We start from the raw sequence: 16,909 nt of genomic DNA on the forward strand, positions 1-16,909 counted from the left end.
CGCCGGACGGTTCCGGCGGGGACGCGGGCGCACCGCGGCTACTTGCCGGTGAACTTCTCGTACTCCTTGAGCACCTCGTCGGTGGGCCCGTCCATGCGCAGTTCGCCGCGCTCCAGCCAGAGCACGCGGTCGCAGGTGTCGCGGATCGACTTGTTGTTGTGGCTGACCAGGAACACCGTCCCGGCCTCCTTGCGCAGCTCGCGGATGCGGGCCTCGGAACGCTTCTGGAACTTGCGGTCGCCGGTCGCCAGGGCCTCGTCGATCATCAGGACGTCGTGGTCCTTGGCGGCGGCGATGGAGAAGCGCAGCCGGGCCGCCATGCCGGAGGAGTAGGTGCGCATCGGCAGGGTGATGAAGTCGCCCTTCTCGTTGATGCCGGAGAAGTCGACGATGTCCTGGTAGCGCTCCCGGATCTCCTCGCGGGTCATCCCCATGGCGAGTCCGCCCAGGATGACGTTCCGCTCCCCGGTGAGGTCGTTCATCAGCGCGGCGTTGACGCCGAGCAGGGAGGGCTGGCCGTCGGTGTAGACCTTGCCCTTCTCGGCGGGCAGCAGTCCGGCGATGGCCCGCAGCAGGGTCGACTTGCCGGAGCCGTTGGAACCGATCAGGCCGATGGCCTCGCCGCGGTAGGCGACGAAGGAGACCCCGCGGACGGCGTGCACCTTGCGCACGCCCCGCGCTTCCTCGCCCTTGCCCCGCTTGAGGATGCGGCTGAGCGCCGCCGTGGCGCTGCCCTTTCCGGTCCTGGCACCGTTGACGCGGTAGACGATGTGCAGGTCGTCCGCGATGACGGTGGGGACGCGCGCGCCCTTCGTCTCGTCAGCCACGGCCGTACCTCTCCTCCGCCTTCCAGAAGTAGATGAAGCCCACCACGCCGGCCAGCAGCGCCCAGCCGAGGGCGACCGCCCACACGTGCGGCGGCAGGTACGAGGAGCCGTAGTCGTCGATCAGCGCGAAGCGGACCAGGTCCATGTAGACCGCGGCCGGGTTCCACTGCAGCACGTCGGCCAGCCAGCCGGGGACGTCCTTGTCGGCGAGCATCGCCGGGATGCTGAACATCACGCCGGACGCGTACATCCAGGTCCGCAGCACGAACGGCATCAGCTGGGCCAGGTCGGGCGTCTTGCTGCCCATCCGCGCGAAGATCAGCGCCAGACCGGTGTTGAACACGAACTGCAGCAGCAGCGCCGGCACCACCAGCAGCCACGACAGCGCCGGGAAGCTCCCGAACGCCATCACGACCACGACCAGCACCAGCATCGAGAACAGCAGCTGCTGCAACTGCTGGAGCGCGAACGACACCGGCAGCGAGGCCCGCGGGAAGTGCAGCGCCCGCACCAGCCCCAGGTTGCCGGAGATGGCGCGCACACCGGCGAGCACCGAGCTCTGCGTGAAGGTGAACACGAACACGCCCGTCACCAGGAACGGCACGTACACATCGCTCGGGATGCCCCGGTTGGCCCCCAGCAGCAGGCCGAAGATGAAGAAGTACACCGCCGCGTTGAGCAGCGGGGTCGCCACCTGCCACAGCTGGCCGAGCTTGGCCTGGCTGTACTGGGCGGTCAGCTTCGCCTGCGAGAAGGCGAGGATGAAGTGCCGCCGCCCCCAGAGCTGACGGACGTACTCGAAGAGGGACGGCCGGGCGCCGCTGACGGTCAGCCCGTACTTGGCGGCGAGCCGGTCCGCCGTCAGGCCCTCGTCGGGCGGCACGGACGCGCTGACCGCGACCGTGCCGTCGTGCGTTGTCTCACTCACCAGTGCAAACTTTCGTCCTCGAGATGCTCGGCCCGCGGGCCCGACATGAACCGGGGAGCCCCGGGGACGCCCCGGTGTTCCCGGATACGAGCTTGTCAGATGACAGGGGGCCGGCCCAGTCGGGTCAGCCGCCACACCGTACGCCACTTCATGGGCCGGCGGGTTCCGCAGGGGGTGGCCCAGCCCTCCCGGAAACCGCCGAACCACGCCTTCAGGGCGGGGCGCGAGGGGCGGCGCAGCAGGGTGAGGAGCATCCACACACCCAGGTAGACGGGAACCAGGAGGGCGGGAAGGTTGCGGCGGGCCAGCCAGACGCGGTTGCGGGCGACCATGCGGTGGTAGACCGCGTGCCGCGACGGGGCGGTCGTCGGGTGGAACAGCACCATGTCGGACCGGTAGTCGATCATCCAGCCGGCGTCGAGGGCCCGCCAGGCCAGGTCGGTCTCCTCATGGGCGTAGAAGAACTCGTCGGGCAGCCCGCCGACCTCGGCGAAGACCTTGGTGCGTACGGCGTTGGCGCCGCCGAGGAAGGTGGTCACGCGCGAGGAGCGCATCGGGTCGGAGGCGCGCAGCCGGGGCACGTGGCGGCGCTGGGTGATCCCGGTCTCGGGGTCGGCGATGCGGAAGCTGATGATGCCGAGCTCGGGGTCGGCGGCGAAGGCCTCGCGGCACAGCTCGGCGGTGTCGTGGCCGGCGAGCAGGCCGTCGTCGTCGAGGAACAGCAGGATGTCGACGTCCCGGCCGCCGGGGCCGAAGGCCTCGACGCCGACGTTGCGGCCGCCGGGGATGCCGAGGTTCTCCGGCAGCTCGATGGTGCGCACGCCCTCGGGGACGTCGGGGACGGGCGAGCCGTTGCCGACGACGACCACCTCGACCGGGTCGCCGTCCTGCTTGGCGACCGAGTCGAGCAGGGCGCGCAGTTCGTCGGGGCGGTTGCCCATGGTGATGATCACCGCGCCGACCTTCATGGCGCCGCTCACTTCAGCCTGCTGGAGGCGAGGACGGACACCAGGTGCAGCAGCGTCTGGAGCAGGGCGATGCCGGCGAGGACGGCGGTGCCGAGCCGGGTGAAGAACAGGTCGTCGCGGACCGCGTCGGCGATCGCCAGGACCAGGATCAGCAGGGACGCCTCGATGCCGAGGATCAGCCGGTGGAACTTGAGCGCGGCGGCGGCCCGGCGGGCCAGCGCCATGCCGGAGGAGCGCATCTCGGCGGCGGCCTCCTTCACCGGCGGCAGCCCGTTCTGGTGGCGGGCGACGCCGACGAGGTCGGTCTCGGCCTTGATCAGGATCGCGCCGAGGGCGGCCAGGGTGCCGAGGAAGGCCCAGAGCCAGTCGATGCGCCCGGAACCCCACGGGTCGGCGGCGCGCAGGCCGAGGCCGACCAGGACGGCCGCGTCGGTGAGGTAGGCGCCGACCCGGTCGAGGTAGACACCGCCGAGCGAGTACTGCTTCCGCCAGCGGGCGATCTCGCCGTCGACGCAGTCCAGCAGCAGGTACATCTGGACGGCGACCACGCCGAGGACGGCCCCCGCGATCCCCGGCACCAGCAGGGCCGGGGCCGCGAGGACACCGAAGACGGTCATCAGGTACGTGAGCTGGTTGGGCGTGACCCTGGTGTTCACCAGGTAGCGGTCCACCCGCAGGGACACCTCGCGCATGTAGAGGCGTCCCATCCAGTGCTCACCGCTGCGCCGGTCCTTGACCCCCGCGGGGTGCACGACCGGACGGAGTTCAGCTACTGATGGCCTTGACATAGTCGGCGTAGACGTCCTTGATCTGTTCGGTCTTGAGGTCGAGATGTTCGAGGATGGTGAAGCGGCCGGGGCGGGTCTCCGGGGCGAACTCGACGGCCCGGACGAACTCGTCCGGGGTGAAGCCGATCTCCTCCGGCAGCACCGGGAGCCCGTGCCGGCGCAGCACCTCGGCCATGTACGCCGACTCCTCGTGCGCCCCGCGCAGGTACATCGCGAAGGCGGCGCCGAGTCCGCACTGCTCGCCGTGGGCGGCGGCCCGCTTGGGGTAGAGCAGGTCGAAGGCGTGGTTGATCTCGTGGCAGGCGCCCGAGGAGGGGCGCGAGTCGCCGGAGACGGACATGGCGATGCCGGTGAGGACCAGCGCCTCGGCCAGCACCTGGAGGAAGCCGTCGTCGCCGACCCCGCCCGGGTGACGCAGCACCGCCTCGCCGGCCTGGCGGGCCATGGCCGCGGCGAGGCCGTCGACCTTCTCGCCGTTGACGCGGTGGGCCAGTTCCCAGTCGGCGACGGCGGAGATGTTGGAGATGGCGTCGCCGATGCCGGACCGCACGTAGCGGACGGGTGCCTCACGGATGACGTTGAGGTCGATGACGACCGCGATCGGGTTCGGCACGCCGTAGGAGCCGCGGCCCGCGTCGTTGTCGAGGGTGGCGACCGGCGAGCACAGGCCGTCGTGCGCCAGGTTGGTGGCGACGGCGACCAGGGGCAGGCCCACGCGGGCGGACGCGAACTTGGCGCAGTCGATGATCTTCCCGCCGCCCAGCCCGACGACCGCGTCGTAGTGGCCGGCCTTTATGTCGCTCGCCAGCCGGACCGCGTCGTCGATGGTGCCGCCGCCGACCTCGTACCAGGTGGCGCCGGGCAGCGAGGGCGCGATCCGCTCGCGCAGCCGGGCGCCCGAACCGCCGCTGACGGCGATGGCGAGCCGGCCGGACTGCGAGATGCGTTCGTCGGCGAGGACACAGGCCAGGTCGTCGAGGGCACCCGGGCGGATGTCCACGACGACCGGCGAGGGGATGAGCCGGGTCAGTACTGGCACGCGATCTCCCGTCCGCGGGCGAGATCGTCGTGGTTGTCGATCTCCACCCACTTGACGTCGCCGATCGGCGCCACGTCGATCCGGAAGCCCCGGTTCACCAGTTCCTGGTAGCCGTGCTCGTAGAACTGCTGCGGGTCGGTCTCCCACACGGTCTTCAGCGCGTCGGCCAGCTCCGGGGCGGCGTCGCCCTCGATGAGGGTGACGCCGATGTACTCGCCGGTGGCCTCGGCGGGGTCCATCAGCTTGGTGATCCTCGTCATCCCCGTGGCGGGGTCGACGACGACCTTCATCTCCTCGTCGGCGAGCTGCTTGACCGTGTCCAGGGCGAGGATGATCCGCTTGCCCTCGCCGCGTGCGGCGAGCAGGGTCCTCTCGACGGAGACCGGGTGCACGGTGTCGCCGTTGGCGAGGATCACGCCGTCCTTGAGGGCGTCACGGCCGCACCACAGGGAGTAGGCGTTGTTCCACTCCTCGGCCTTGTCGTTGTCGATGAGGGTGAGCTTGAGGCCGTACTTCGCCTCCAGGGCCGCCTTGCGCTCGTACACGGCCTCCTTGCGGTAGCCGACGATGACCGCGACCTCGGTCAGGCCGATCTCGGCGAAGTTGCCGAGGGTCAGGTCCAGGACCGTCGGTTCGCCCTCTATGCCCGCGGGCCCCACCGGCACCAGCGCCTTGGGAAGGCTGTCGGTGTAGGGGCGCAGACGCCGTCCGGCGCCGGCCGCCAGCACGAGGCCGATCATGCGGGTTCTCCTTCATCGTGTACGGCGGGCGCGCCACCCCGGTGGGCGGCCACCCAGAAGCGGATGCTCTCGGCGAGCACCAGCAGGGCCACGGCCACGGCGAGCACCGTGAGCGCGACCGTGAACTGCGAGGCGGTGAGCAGGGCCGCGAGGACGGCGACCGCCAGGACGCGGCCCTCGTGCCCCCCGATCGCCCGCACCAGCCGGCGCGGGGGCGCGCCCGCGTTGCCGCGGATGCGGTAGACCGTGTCGTAGTGATGGTAGGCGACCGCGGCCACCAGCCCGTAGGCCGCCGGAAGGGCTCCGTTCACCTCCGCGCCGGCCGCCAGGGCCAGGACGGTGCCGTACTCGGCGGCGCGGAGGAACGGCGGGACCAGCCAGTCGAGGGCGCCCTTGAGGGGGCGGGCGACGGCCAGGGCGGAGGTCAGGACGTAGAGGCAGGCGGCGACGGCGGTCCACGGGCCGCCGAAGCCGGTGAACGCGGCCGTGGCGACCACGGCGAGGCCGCCGAGCAGCGCGACGGCGGGGGCGGCGAAGCCGGGGAGCCGGCGCGCGGGGCCGGTCAGCGGGCGGGTGAGCGCCTCGGTGAACGGGCCGGAGTCGGCGAGGTCCGCGAGCGCCCGCGCCGCCCGGTCGGTGCGGCGGGCCTTGCGGGTCAGCGAGCGCAGCACGCGGCCCGCGGTGGTGTACGTCGCCGCGAAGGCGCAGCCGGCGAGCAGCACGTAGAAGGTGATCCGGGGGGTGGTGACGGCCGTGAGGACGGCGATCATCGCCCAGCGTTCGCCGATCGGCAGGACGATCATCCGGCGCACCCAGACCGTCCAGCCGACGCTGTCGAGCTTGTCGGAGAGGGCGGCGGTGGGGCTGGTGTTGGCGGTGGCGTCAGTGCCTACGACGTGCGCCTCGTTGAAGGCGAAGTCCACGACGTGCCGGCAGGTCTGCAGGACCATCGCGCCGAGGGCGAGGGCCCATACGTCGTCGCCGCCGCGGGCGGCGCCGAGGGCGAGGCCGGCGTAGTAGGCGTACTCCTTGGCACGGTCGAAGGTGGCGTCGAGCCAGGCGCCGAGCGTGGAGTACTGCAGGGAGTAGCGGGCGAGCTGGCCGTCGGTGCAGTCCAGCACGAAGGAGGCGATGAGCAGCACGCCGGCGGCGACGAACCCGCCGCGGGTGCCGGTGGCGGCGCAGCCGGCCGCTATGAGCGCGGTGAGCAGGGACGCGGTGGTGACCTGGTTGGGGGTCAGACCGCGGCGGGCGCACCAGCGGGCGACATAGCGGGAGTACGGGCTGATGAAGTGGGTGGTGAAGAAGCCGTCGCGGGCCTTGACCGCGGACTTCAGGCGTACGGCCTCGTCGTCGACGGCGGCGACGGCCTGCCGGGCCTCGTTGCGGGCCTGGGGGTCGCCGGGGACGGTGGCGACGAGGGTGCCGAGCTCGGGGCGGTGCAGCTCGGCGCCGTCGGCGTCGAGGGCGGCGACGACGCGGTCGGCGAGGCCGTCCACGAGCGTGGTGCCGCCCGCCGGGGACGCGGCCGCCGCGGAGTTCTCGCGGGCCACGGCGCGGGTCAGGGCCTGGCGGCCGGCCTGCTGGGCGGTGACGGCGCCGGGGACCGCGGAGAGCGGGAAGCGGGGGTCGGTGAGGCCGAGGCGCAGCGCGTGCACATGGCCCACGAACCGGGGGTCGACCACGGCGACCCGCTGTCCCTCGGGCACTCCGGCCAGCAGTGTCTCGGCCTCGTCGGCGCCGGACGCGATCCGTACGTCGAAGCCGAGGGAGCGCAGATCGCCCTCGAGTGACGAACCGGGGACCGGCTGACCGGTGAGGATGGCGGTCGACAACCGAAATCACTCCCTGGGGGCCGACGCGTCACGCCGGTCGTGTACATGGTGGGGTGCCCGTGCCGGGACCCCCGGGCGGCATGTCGGCAGAGGCTATCGGATACCCGGAAGCCTGCGTTCACCGCCCGTTCGACGGCTGGATCGACGTGGTTCGCCCACATCGCTGCCGCGATCATCATCGGGGATGCGGGGCCCGGCCCACAAACCGCGCCGCCAGAACGGTCATTGGCGGGGAAATGGGACAACACCGGCCACCGGTGCGCCCGGTATGGATGGTATGGGCGACATGGGTGGAACCGCTCGGCGCGGGTCCGCATAGGGTGGGCGACCATGACGTGGCTGATCACCGGCGGAGCCGGTTACATCGGGGCGCACGTGGCGCGTGCCATGACCGGTGCCGGGGAGCGCGTGGTCGCCCTCGACGACCTCTCGGCCGGGGTGCCGGCGCGGCTTCCCGCCGACGTCCCGCTGGTCAGGGGCTCGTCGCTGGACGGCGCGCTGCTGCGGCGGGTGCTGGCGGAGCACGGGGTGACGGGAGTGGTGCACCTCGCCGCCCGCAAGCAGGTCGCCGAGTCCGTGGCGCAGCCGACCCGGTACTACCGGGAGAACGTCGGCGGTCTCGCGACGCTGCTGGACGCCGTCGCGGAGGCCGGGATCGAACGCTTCGTGTTCTCCTCCTCCGCCGCCGTGTACGGCGATCCGGGTGTGGATCTCATCACCGAGGACGCGCCCTGCGCCCCGGTCAACCCCTACGGGGAGACCAAGCTCGCCGGGGAGTGGCTGGTGCGGGCGGCGGGCCGGGCGCACGGCATCGCCACGGTGTGCCTGCGCTACTTCAACGTGGCGGGGGCGGCGGCGCCGGAGCTGGCCGACACCGGCGTCTTCAACATCGTGCCGATGGTCTTCGACCGGCTCACCCGCGACGAGGCCCCGCGCGTCTTCGGCGACGACTATCCGACGCCGGACGGCACCTGCGTCCGCGACTACATCCACGTGGCCGATCTGGCGGAGGCCCATCTGGCGGCGGCCCGCCGGCTGTCCGGCGGGGACCTCACCGGGGACCTGACGGTGAACATCGGCCGCGGCGAGGGGGTGTCGGTGCGCGAGCTGATCGCGGTGATCGGCGAGGTCACCGGTGACACGCGGGCGCCGCTCGTGGAGGCCCGGCGCCCCGGTGACGCCCCCCGGGCGGTGGCCTCGGCCGCCCGCGCGGCGGAGCACCTCGGCTGGACCGCCCGTCGCTCGGTGCACGGGATGGTCGAATCGGCCTGGCAGGGCTGGCAGCTGCACCAGGGCCGCTGAAACCGCGTTGACCTGCGGATCGTTTCCGCAGGTCAGGGCACATGACAACGGTGTTCAGTGCCGCGTTGCCGGATACCCCCCGCCCGTAGTTCACTGTGATCGGAAACGGTCACGGAAGGACGGCGACTCCCATGGGGGCTGGGCACGATCACGGGCACGCGCACGGCGCGCCCGCCGGCGGCACCGCGAGTGCGGCGTACCGCGGCAGGCTGCGGGTGGCGCTGGCGATCACGCTCGCTGTCATGGTGGTCGAGCTCGTCGGCGGGGTGCTGGCCGACTCGCTCGCGCTGCTGGCGGACGCGGCCCACATGGCGACGGACGCGCTGGGGCTCGGCATGGCCCTGCTCGCCATCCACGTCGCGGGCCGTCCGCCGAGCGAGCACCGCACCTTCGGTCTCGCCCGCGCGGAGATCCTCGCCGCCCTGGCCAACTGTCTGCTGCTGCTCGGCGTGGGCGGCTACGTGCTGTACGAGGCGGTCCAGCGGTTCGTCACCCCGGCCGGCACCGAGGGCGGCCTGACGATGGTGTTCGGCGCGATCGGTCTGGCCGCCAACATGGTGTCCCTGTCGCTGCTGATGCGCGGGCAGAAGGAGAGCCTGAACGTGCGCGGCGCCTTCCTGGAGGTGGCGGCGGACGCGCTCGGCTCCCTCGCGGTGATCCTGTCCGCGCTGGTGATCCTGGCCACCGGCTGGACGGCCGCCGACCCGATCGCCTCCCTGCTCATCGCCCTGATGATCGTGCCCCGGACCTGGAAGCTGCTGCGCGAGACCCTGGACGTCCTGCTGGAGGCGGCGCCCAAGGGGGTCGACATGGCGCAGGTACGGGCGCACATCCTGGCCACCGAGGGCGTGGAGGACGTCCATGACCTGCACGCCTGGACGATCACCTCGGGGATGCCGGTGCTCTCCGCGCACGTGGTCGTCAGCTCCGAGGTCCTGAACGCCTTCGGGCACGAGAAGATGCTGCACGAGTTGCAGGGCTGCCTGGGCGACCACTTCGACGTGGCGCACTGCACCTTCCAGCTGGAGCCCGGCGGGCACGCCGAGCACGAGGCGCGCCTCTGTCACTGAGACGGCCCCGGTGCGCCCCGGTACGCCCGCGCGCCGGGGAACGCAGCCCTCCGCCCCCGTACCGGCGTCCTCTCCCCTTCGGCGGCCGACTGCGGGCGATGTCCGGTCGGCCGCCGCGGGCACGCTCACCCCGGGCCCGCGTCCGTCGTCCGGCCGGGGCGGCGGTGCCCCGCGCCGCCCGTGGGACATGCGGGCGGGTCGCGGAGTGCCGGGAGTGCCGGATTCGTGCGGCAGACTTGGAGCGCGAAGACCGAGTGAAGGATGGGTATGCCGATCACACCTGCCGCCGCGACGCACAGCCCGTCGAAGGGCACCGCCGAGCCGATCTTGCTGGAACTGGTCGACGAGGACGGCGTGACGATCGGCACCGCGGAGAAGCTCGCCGCCCACCAGCCACCGGGGCGGCTGCACCGGGCGTTCTCGGTGTTCCTGTTCGACGAGCGCGGGCGGCTGCTGCTCCAGCAGCGGGCGCTGGGCAAGTACCACTCCCCCGGTGTGTGGTCCAACACCTGCTGCGGTCACCCCTACCCCGGTGAGGCGCCGTTCGCCGCCGCGGCCCGGCGGACCTTCGAGGAGCTGGGCGTGTCGCCGTCGCTGCTCGCCGAGGCGGGCACGGTCCGCTACAACCACCCGGACCCGGCCTCGGGCCTGGTCGAGCAGGAGTACAACCACCTGTTCGTCGGGATGGTGCAGTCGCCGCCGCGGCCCGACGCGCAGGAGGTGGCGTCCACCGTGTTCGTGACCCCGGCCGAGCTGGCGGAGCGGCACGCGCGGGACACCTTCTCGGCCTGGTTCATGACCGTCCTGGACGCGGCCCGTCCGGCGGTCCGCGAACTCACGGGGCCGTCGGCGGGCTGGTGACCGGACCTAGAAGAACTGCGCGGGCTTGAGCGGCAGGGCGGCCCAGATCACCTTGCCGCCGGTCGCGGTGTGCTCGACCTCGCAGGCCCCGCCGGCCTCGCGGGTGATCTCGCGCACGAGGAGCAGTCCGCGGCCGCCGGTGCGGCCGTGGTCGGTCTCCAGTGCGGTGGGCCGGTAGGGGTGGTTGTCCTCCACCGACACCCTGACCCACTCGGCGCCGACGGCGACCTCGACCGCGAGCATCGGGGACAGCAGCGCCGCGTGCCGCACGGCGTTGGTGACCAGCTCCGAGACGATCAGCAGCAGCCCCTGCACCACCTCGTCCGCGACCGGTACGCCCTGGCGCAGCAGCAGGTCGCGCACGGCGTGACGGGCCTGCGGGACCGAGGCGTCCACAGCCGGGGCGGTGAACCGCCAGACACCTTCGTACGGCAGCGAGTCGCCACCCTCACGCTCGATTGTCACCACACGTCGAGTGTTGGTACCGATCGGCTCCGCACTTCGACGCTGACCAGAAGTCAGCGGATATCGAGCGTTTCCGACCGTTGACGTGAGACACGGTCGCTAGCGGGACCGTTCCGGTCCGCTCCGTGCCGTCTCGGCGAACTATTCGGGTTGTACGGGTTCGGAGGACCCTCCTCGCCCGTTCCGTCCGCCCGGTCGCTCCCCCGGCGTCCGCGCCGCCTCCTCGCCGGCCAGCCGGTCGGAGACCATCCCGACGATCCGGCGTCCCCCGTAGCCGGTGGCGATCAGGCCGAGCCCGTCGAAGAGCAGGGCGAGGGAGAAGAACGTACCGATGACGTACTGGCTGCTGCTCGGCCAGGAGGCCAGGACGAGGACGCCGAGGAGCAGTCCGAAGGCGCCCTGCACCAGGGTCCAGCCGAACTGCGGTCCGCGCACCACCAGGCTGCCCACCAGCCGGAACACCCCGCCGGTCAGGAAGAGCAGCGCGGCGAACATGGTCAGCGCCTCGGCCGCCGCCTCCGGGGTCCGCAGGATCACCGCGCCGGCCGCTATGTTCAGGGCCGCGACGACCACGCCCAGCCAGAAGAAGTTGCTGTCCCTGGCCTGGACCGCGTGCAGCAGCCCGACCACACCGCCGATCAGCAGCAGCCAGCCGAACAGCAGCATCGAGGTCAGGGTGGCGACGGCGGTGTAGACGAGGCCGACCAGACCGGCGAGGACCAGGATCACCCCGAGCACGGCGAGCCAGCCGAAGCCGCGGCTGAGCCTGGCCGCCTCGCCCGGGGGCCCGGCGGCGTGCGCGGACTTCGCGGACCTGGCCATGGGCGCCTCCTCGCTTCGTTCCCCCTCCCCAGTCCCCCGCGCCCGCCGGTCGTAACGCCCCCCGCGCTCCCTCCCGGACGGCCCGCCGGACCGGCCGGATAGCATCCGGCGCATGGAGCCGCAGCTGCTGCACAGCGTCACCGACTCGGTCGCCACGGTCGTCATCAGCCATCCGGCGAAGCGCAACGCGATGACGGCCGCGATGTGGGGCGCCCTGCCGCCCCTGCTGGAGACGCTGGCCGCCGACCCGGACGTCCGGGTGCTGGTGCTCACCGGTGAGGGCGGTACGTTCTGCGCCGGGGCGGACATCTCCACGCTCCGGGGGTCGCCGCTGGAGGCGCAGCGGCTGGCCGTGGCGGCCGAGGAGGCGCTCGCCGCCTTCCCCAAGCCGGCCCTGGCGGTGGTCCGCGGGCACTGTGTGGGCGGCGGGGCGCAGCTGGCGGCGGCGTGCGATCTGCGGTTCGCCGAGGAGGGGGCGCGGTTCGGGGTGACCCCGGCGAAGCTCGGCATCGTCTACCCGGCGTCCGCGACCCGGCGGCTGGTGTCGCTGGTGGGTCCGGCCACCGCCAAGTACCTGTTGTTCTCGGGTGAGTTGATCGACGCCGGGCGAGCCCTGCGCACCGGTCTGGTGGACGAGGTGCTGCCCGGGGACGAACTGGACAAGCGGGTCGCGGAGTTCACCGGGATCCTGGCGTCCCGCTCGCAGCTGACCCAGGCCGCGGCGAAGGAGTTCGCGAACGGCCGCACCGGCCGGGACGCGCACTGGAGCGAGCGGGCGCGGGAGAGCGGCGACACCGCGGAGGGTGTCGCCGCCTTCCTGGAGCGCCGTGCCCCGCGTTTCACCTGGAGTGTGTCTACGTCAGGGCGAAGCGGCTCTTCGACCTGAACTCCTCGACGAGGTGGGCGGGCGCCTTCCGCGGGGAGCCGGCGTCGTAGGGCGGCTGCGGGTCGTACTCGGTGAGCAGCTGGACGGCCTGGGCGTGTGCGTCGCCGGCGATCCGGCCGAGCAGGGTGAGCCCCATGTCGATGCCGGAGGAGACACCGGCCGCGGTGACGTACTTGCCGTCGGTCACCACCCGCTCCCCCGTGGGCTCGGCGCCGTACCGCCTCAGGTGGTCCAGGGCCAGCCAGTGCGAGGTGGCCCGGCGTCCTTCGAGGAGTCCGGCCGCGGCCAGCAGCAGGGATCCGGTGCACACGGACGTCGTCCAGGTGCTGGCGGCGTCGGCGGCGCGCAGCCAGTCCAGCAGGGCGTCGTTCTCCATCTGGGGTGTCTGTCCGGGGCCGCCGGGGACGACGACGATGTCCGGGTGCGGTACGTCGGCCAGGGTCCGGTCGGCGGTGATCGCGAGGGCGCCGGTGTCGGTGCGGACGGGGCCGGTCCGCTCGGCGACGAAGACGGTCTCCGCGTCCGGGAGCCGGCCCAGGGTCTCGTAGGGGCCCACGGCGTCGAGGGCGGTGAAGCGGTCGAAGAGGACGATGGCGATCTGCATCGGCGGCCTTTCAGGTGCGGGCGGACGGGAGGGTGGCGGGCCGGAAACGGCGGCGGTACTCGGCCGGTGACGTCCCGAGGGTGCGCACGAAGGCGCGGCGCATCGCCTCGGGTGTGCCGTAGCCGCTGGCGCGGGAGATCTCCTCGACGCCGTCGCCGGTGTCCTCCAGCAGGCGCCGGGCGTGTTCGAGCCGTACCCGGTCGACGTAGCGGCCCGGTGTGGTGCCGGTCTCGGCGTGGAAGGCGCGGGCGAAGTGGCGCGGCGAGAGGGCCGCGCGGGCCGCGAGCGCCTCGACGGACAGGTCGGCCTCGGGGTGTTCGGTGATCCACTGCTGGACCTCGCGCAGCGGCTCGCGCCGCGCGGTCTGGGCGGCGAGCTGGGCGCTGAACTGGGCCTGGTTGCCCGGCCGGCGCAGGAACACCACCAGGTGCCGGGCGATGGTGAGGGCGGCCCGCCGGCCGAGGTCCTCCTCGACCAGGGCGAGCGCGAGGTCGATGCCGGAGGTGACGCCGGCGGACGTGGCGACGTGGCCGTCTCGGACGTAGATGGGGTCGGGGTCGACGTCGACGGCCGGGTGGTCGCGGGCCAGCGTGTCGCAGTAGGCCCAGTGCGTGGTGGCGCGGCGGCCGTCCAGGAGTCCGGCGGTGGCGAGCAGCGCGGCACCGGTGCAGACGGAGACCAGTCGCTCGGCGCGCGGTCCGTGCCGGCGCAGCCAGTCGGTCAGCCGCTGATCGGGCCGACGGGTGCCCTGTCCGCCGGGTACGAGCAGCGTGTGCGGCTCCGGCGCGTCGGCCAGCGCGCCGTCCGGTACGAGGGTCAGGCCGCTGGTCGTCCGCACGGGGGCGCCGTCCGGGGAGGCGGTGCGCAGCCGGTAGGTCCCCGGGGTGTGCTTCTCGGCGCCCGAGAAGACCTCCACGGGGCCGGTGACATCCAGGCTCTGCACGCCGTCGAAGAGGACGACGAGAACGGTTCGCTGCGCCATGCGGTCGATTCTTGGCGCTGCCCGGGACGGCCGCAACGACGGGTTCCCCACCTTTCCTGCCACCGCCTGCCACCGCCCGGCGGCGGGGAACCGGAGGGTGCCGTGCATGTTGAAGCGTTGACGAGGTACACGGAGGAACACCATCCCGGCCGCAGGGGCCGGGGGACGAAAGGGGAAACTCGTGTTCCGTGCCATCGCAGACGTCCTGCGCCAGATCGGCGGGGCCATCGCCACCGTCGTGACGCTGCCGTTCCGGGCGCTCGCCCGGCTGTTCGGCGGGGCCTCGTCCAGCACCCGTGGCCACCGCGCCTGACGCCGCCCGGGCGGTGTCCGGGCGAGTCGCCGCCCTGATCCCCGATTGTCGGCGCCACCTGCCACAATTGCCGCGCAACCCCAGTGGAGAAGGCGGTACGGGATCGTGACGACACCCCTCACAGCGTCCATCGAAGGCAGGATCGCCGAGGAGCTCGGCGTACGGGAGCGGCAGGTCAGGTCGGCCGTCGAGCTGCTCGACGGCGGTTCGACGGTGCCCTTCATCGCCCGCTACCGCAAGGAAGCGACCGAGATGCTCGACGACGCGCAGCTGCGCACGATCGAGGAGCGGCTGCGCTATCTGCGGGAGCTGGAGGACCGTCGTACGGCGATCCTGGAGTCGGTGCGCGAGCAGGGCAAGCTCACCGACGAGCTGGAGGCGCGGATCCGGGGCGCCGAGACGAAGGCGCGGCTGGAGGACATCTACCTGCCGTACAAGCCCAAGCGGCGCACCAAGGCGCAGATCGCGCGGGAGGCGGGTCTGGAGCCGCTGGCGGAGGGGCTGCTCGGTGATCCGGGCGTCGACCCCCTCGCCGCGGCCGCCGCGTTCGTGGACGCGGACAAGGGCGTGGCCGATCCGCAGGCGGCCCTGGACGGCGCCCGCGCCATCCTCACCGAGCGGTTCTCGGAGGACGCCGACCTGATCGGCGAGCTGCGCGAGCGCATGTGGGTGCGCGGGCGGCTGGCCGCGAAGGTGCGCGAGGGCAAGGAGGAGGCGGGCGCGAAGTTCGCCGACTACTTCGACTTCGCCGAGCCGTTCACCGAGCTGCCCTCGCACCGGATCCTGGCGATGCTGCGCGGTGAGAAGGAGGAGGTCCTCGACCTCGTCCTGGAGCCGGAGGAGCCGGTGGACGGTCCGTCGTCGTACGAGGGGATCGTCGCGCACCGGTTCGGGATCGCCGACCGGGGGCGTCCGGCCGACAAGTGGCTGGGCGACACGGTCCGCTGGGCGTGGCGTACGCGCATCCTGGTGCACCTCGGCCTCGACCTGCGGCTGCGGCTGCGCACCGCCGCCGAGGACGAGGCGGTGCGGGTCTTCGCGGCCAACCTGCGCGACCTGCTGCTGGCCGCCCCGGCCGGCACCCGCGCCACGCTGGGCCTCGACCCCGGTTTCCGTACGGGTGTGAAGGTCGCCGTGGTCGACGCGACCGGCAAGGTCGTCGCCACGGACGTGATCCACCCGCACGTCCCGGCCAACCGGTGGGACGAGGCGATCGCGAAGCTGGCGCGGCTGGCGAAGGAGCACGCGGTCGAGCTGGTCGCCATCGGCAACGGCACGGCGTCCCGCGAGACCGACAAGCTCGCCGGTGAACTGATCGCCAAGCACCCGGAGTTGAAGCTGACGAAGGTGATGGTGTCGGAGGCGGGCGCCTCCGTGTACTCCGCCTCCGCGTTCGCCTCGCAGGAGCTGCCGGACATGGACGTGTCGCTGCGCGGCGCGGTGTCGATCGCGCGCCGGCTCCAGGACCCGCTGGCCGAGCTGGTGAAGATCGACCCGAAGTCGATCGGTGTCGGCCAGTACCAGCACGACCTGTCCGAGGTGAAGCTGTCACGCTCGCTGGACGCGGTGGTGGAGGACTGTGTGAACGGCGTGGGCGTGGACGTCAACACGGCGTCGGCGCCGCTGCTGGCGCGGGTCTCCGGCATCACCTCGGGGCTGGCCGAGAACATCGTGGCCCACCGGGACTCCAACGGGCCGTTCCGGTCGCGCGGCGAGCTGAAGAAGGTCTCACGGCTCGGCCCGAAGGCGTACGAGCAGTGCGCGGGCTTCCTGCGGATCCGCGGCGGCGACGACCCGCTGGACGCCTCCAGCGTGCACCCGGAGGCCTACCCGGTCGTCCGGCGGATGGTGAAGTCCTCCGGTGCGGAGGTCGCCTCGCTGATCGGCAACACGGCGGTGCTGCGGTCGCTGAGGCCGCAGGAGTTCGTGGACGACACGTTCGGTCTGCCGACCGTGAGCGACATCCTGAAGGAGCTGGAGAAGCCGGGGCGCGATCCGCGGCCCGCGTTCAAGACGGCCGTCTTCAAGGAGGGCGTGGAGAAGATCTCCGACCTGTCGTCCGGGATGGTGCTGGAGGGCGTCGTGACGAACGTCGCGGCCTTCGGCGCCTTCGTGGACGTCGGTGTGCACCAGGACGGGCTGGTGCACGTCTCCGCGATGTCCAAGACGTTCGTGAAGGACCCGCGGGACGTGGTGAAGCCCGGTGACATCGTCAAGGTGAAGGTCCTCGACGTCGACATCCCGCGCAAGCGGATCTCGCTGACGCTGCGGCTGGACGACGAGGCCGCGCCGCAGGGAGAGCCGCAGCGGGGGCAGCGCGGGGAGCGGCAGGGCGGCCGGCCGCCCAAGCAGCGGCAGCAGCAGGGCCGTTCCGGTTCCGCGGGGAAGGGGCGGCCCGCGGCTGCGCCGGCTCCCGCCAACGGGGCGATGGCCGACGCGTTGCGGCGGGCCGGGCTGGCGTAGCCACGCGGCGCGGGGG

The 16,909-nt window shown here is 72.6% G+C and carries 17 protein-coding genes; 6 read left to right on the forward strand and 11 right to left on the reverse strand.

The genetic code is table 11. From position 1 onward, the window contains the following. Nucleotides 1-38: 38 nt before the first annotated feature. The 7 genes from FHX78_RS03760 to FHX78_RS03790 form a co-directional block, all read right to left on the reverse strand. Nucleotides 39-827: an ABC transporter ATP-binding protein gene (locus FHX78_RS03760; protein WP_145866032.1), complete on the reverse strand. Its 789-nt coding sequence runs from the start codon at nt 825-827 to the stop codon at nt 39-41. After that, nucleotides 820-1,755 (reverse strand): ABC transporter permease, encoded by a 936-nt coding sequence (locus FHX78_RS03765; protein WP_145866033.1) that lies wholly within the window; start codon nt 1,753-1,755, stop codon nt 820-822. The genes FHX78_RS03760 and FHX78_RS03765 overlap by 8 nt, the downstream gene beginning before the upstream one ends. 95 nt (nt 1,756-1,850) lie before the next feature. Beyond that, the gene (locus tag FHX78_RS03770) at nt 1,851-2,723 is read right to left on the reverse strand and encodes a glycosyltransferase family 2 protein (protein ID WP_145871622.1); all 873 of its coding nucleotides are present in this window, start codon (nt 2,721-2,723) and stop codon (nt 1,851-1,853) included. An 8-nt stretch (nt 2,724-2,731) separates the two neighbouring features. Then, entirely contained in the window at nt 2,732-3,511 is a 780-nt protein-coding gene (locus FHX78_RS03775) for a CDP-alcohol phosphatidyltransferase family protein (protein WP_167531674.1), read from the reverse strand. After that, nucleotides 3,489-4,550: an iron-containing alcohol dehydrogenase family protein gene (locus tag FHX78_RS03780; protein ID WP_145866035.1), complete on the reverse strand. Its 1,062-nt coding sequence runs from the start codon at nt 4,548-4,550 to the stop codon at nt 3,489-3,491. The genes FHX78_RS03775 and FHX78_RS03780 overlap by 23 nt, the downstream gene beginning before the upstream one ends. Next, nucleotides 4,538-5,290, reverse strand: a complete 753-nt coding sequence (locus FHX78_RS03785) for a phosphocholine cytidylyltransferase family protein (protein ID WP_145866036.1) — start codon at nt 5,288-5,290, stop codon at nt 4,538-4,540. Before FHX78_RS03785 ends, FHX78_RS03780 begins: the two co-directional genes overlap by 13 nt. Beyond that, complete coding sequence (locus tag FHX78_RS03790) at nt 5,287-7,125, reverse strand: DUF5941 domain-containing protein (protein ID WP_145866037.1); 1,839 nt, start codon at nt 7,123-7,125, stop codon at nt 5,287-5,289. The genes FHX78_RS03785 and FHX78_RS03790 overlap by 4 nt, the downstream gene beginning before the upstream one ends. A gap of 330 nt (nt 7,126-7,455) precedes the next feature. Between FHX78_RS03790 and galE the strand changes: the two genes are divergently transcribed. The 3 genes from galE (at nt 7,456) to idi (ending at nt 10,358) form a co-directional block, all read left to right on the forward strand. Next, nucleotides 7,456-8,427 carry a UDP-glucose 4-epimerase GalE gene (gene galE / locus FHX78_RS03795; protein WP_145866038.1) on the forward strand — a complete coding sequence of 324 codons (972 nt, stop codon included), beginning with the start codon at nt 7,456-7,458 and terminating at the stop codon, nt 8,425-8,427. A 131-nt stretch (nt 8,428-8,558) separates the two neighbouring features. Continuing rightward, on the forward strand, nt 8,559-9,497 hold the full coding sequence (locus FHX78_RS03800; RefSeq protein WP_145866039.1) for a cation diffusion facilitator family transporter: 939 nt from the start codon (nt 8,559-8,561) through the stop codon (nt 9,495-9,497). A 267-nt stretch (nt 9,498-9,764) separates the two neighbouring features. Next, nucleotides 9,765-10,358, forward strand: coding sequence for an isopentenyl-diphosphate Delta-isomerase (gene idi, locus FHX78_RS03805; protein WP_145866040.1), 594 nt, complete (start codon nt 9,765-9,767; stop codon nt 10,356-10,358). 6 nt (nt 10,359-10,364) lie between these two features. Here idi and FHX78_RS03810 read toward each other — a convergent pair whose 3' ends face one another. Then, complete coding sequence (locus FHX78_RS03810; RefSeq protein ID WP_145866041.1) at nt 10,365-10,826, reverse strand: ATP-binding protein; 462 nt, start codon at nt 10,824-10,826, stop codon at nt 10,365-10,367. Nucleotides 10,827-10,964: 138 nt separating this feature from the next. Beyond that, the gene (locus FHX78_RS03815; protein ID WP_145866042.1) at nt 10,965-11,645 is read right to left on the reverse strand and encodes an HdeD family acid-resistance protein; all 681 of its coding nucleotides are present in this window, start codon (nt 11,643-11,645) and stop codon (nt 10,965-10,967) included. Between the two features lie 112 nt (nt 11,646-11,757). On the opposite strand from FHX78_RS03815, the gene FHX78_RS03820 reads away from it, so the two are divergent. Continuing rightward, the gene (locus FHX78_RS03820) at nt 11,758-12,531 is read left to right on the forward strand and encodes an enoyl-CoA hydratase/isomerase family protein (RefSeq protein WP_145866043.1); all 774 of its coding nucleotides are present in this window, start codon (nt 11,758-11,760) and stop codon (nt 12,529-12,531) included. Here FHX78_RS03820 and FHX78_RS03825 read toward each other — a convergent pair. Both FHX78_RS03825 and FHX78_RS03830 read right to left on the reverse strand, forming a co-directional pair. Then, complete coding sequence (locus tag FHX78_RS03825; RefSeq protein WP_145866044.1) at nt 12,500-13,135, reverse strand: DJ-1/PfpI family protein; 636 nt, start codon at nt 13,133-13,135, stop codon at nt 12,500-12,502. The genes FHX78_RS03820 and FHX78_RS03825 overlap by 32 nt on opposite strands. Before the next feature lie 10 nt (nt 13,136-13,145). Beyond that, nucleotides 13,146-14,117 (reverse strand): GlxA family transcriptional regulator, encoded by a 972-nt coding sequence (locus FHX78_RS03830; RefSeq protein WP_145866045.1) that lies wholly within the window; start codon nt 14,115-14,117, stop codon nt 13,146-13,148. 181 nt (nt 14,118-14,298) lie between these two features. Here FHX78_RS03830 and FHX78_RS37895 point away from each other — a divergent pair, with 181 nt between their 5' ends. Together FHX78_RS37895 and FHX78_RS03835 are read left to right on the forward strand one after the other, a co-directional pair. Continuing rightward, complete coding sequence (locus FHX78_RS37895) at nt 14,299-14,430, forward strand: LPFR motif small protein (RefSeq protein WP_267905330.1); 132 nt, start codon at nt 14,299-14,301, stop codon at nt 14,428-14,430. A 105-nt stretch (nt 14,431-14,535) separates the two neighbouring features. Further along, complete coding sequence (locus FHX78_RS03835; RefSeq protein WP_145866046.1) at nt 14,536-16,893, forward strand: Tex family protein; 2,358 nt, start codon at nt 14,536-14,538, stop codon at nt 16,891-16,893. The last annotated feature ends 16 nt before the right edge of the window (nt 16,894-16,909 follow it).

The sequence above is a fragment of the Streptomyces capillispiralis genome (assembly GCF_007829875.1).
Classification (GTDB): domain Bacteria; phylum Actinomycetota; class Actinomycetes; order Streptomycetales; family Streptomycetaceae; genus Streptomyces; species Streptomyces capillispiralis.

Excerpts from the sequence above, each read along its gene's own strand:
- FHX78_RS03770 (WP_145871622.1), bottom strand. The coding sequence starts at position 2,723 with ATGAAGGTCGGCGCGGTGATCATCACCATGGGCAACCGCCCCGACGAA.
- FHX78_RS03775 (WP_167531674.1), bottom strand. The coding sequence starts at position 3,511 with ATGTCAAGGCCATCAGTAGCTGAACTCCGTCCGGTCGTGCACCCCGCG.
- FHX78_RS03785 (WP_145866036.1), bottom strand. The coding sequence starts at position 5,290 with ATGATCGGCCTCGTGCTGGCGGCCGGCGCCGGACGGCGTCTGCGCCCC.
- galE (WP_145866038.1), top strand. The coding sequence starts at position 7,456 with ATGACGTGGCTGATCACCGGCGGAGCCGGTTACATCGGGGCGCACGTG.
- FHX78_RS03800 (WP_145866039.1), top strand. The coding sequence starts at position 8,559 with ATGGGGGCTGGGCACGATCACGGGCACGCGCACGGCGCGCCCGCCGGC.
- idi (WP_145866040.1), top strand. The coding sequence starts at position 9,765 with ATGCCGATCACACCTGCCGCCGCGACGCACAGCCCGTCGAAGGGCACC.
- FHX78_RS03815 (WP_145866042.1), bottom strand. The coding sequence starts at position 11,645 with ATGGCCAGGTCCGCGAAGTCCGCGCACGCCGCCGGGCCCCCGGGCGAG.
- FHX78_RS03820 (WP_145866043.1), top strand. The coding sequence starts at position 11,758 with ATGGAGCCGCAGCTGCTGCACAGCGTCACCGACTCGGTCGCCACGGTC.
- FHX78_RS03825 (WP_145866044.1), bottom strand. The coding sequence starts at position 13,135 with ATGCAGATCGCCATCGTCCTCTTCGACCGCTTCACCGCCCTCGACGCC.
- FHX78_RS03830 (WP_145866045.1), bottom strand. The coding sequence starts at position 14,117 with ATGGCGCAGCGAACCGTTCTCGTCGTCCTCTTCGACGGCGTGCAGAGC.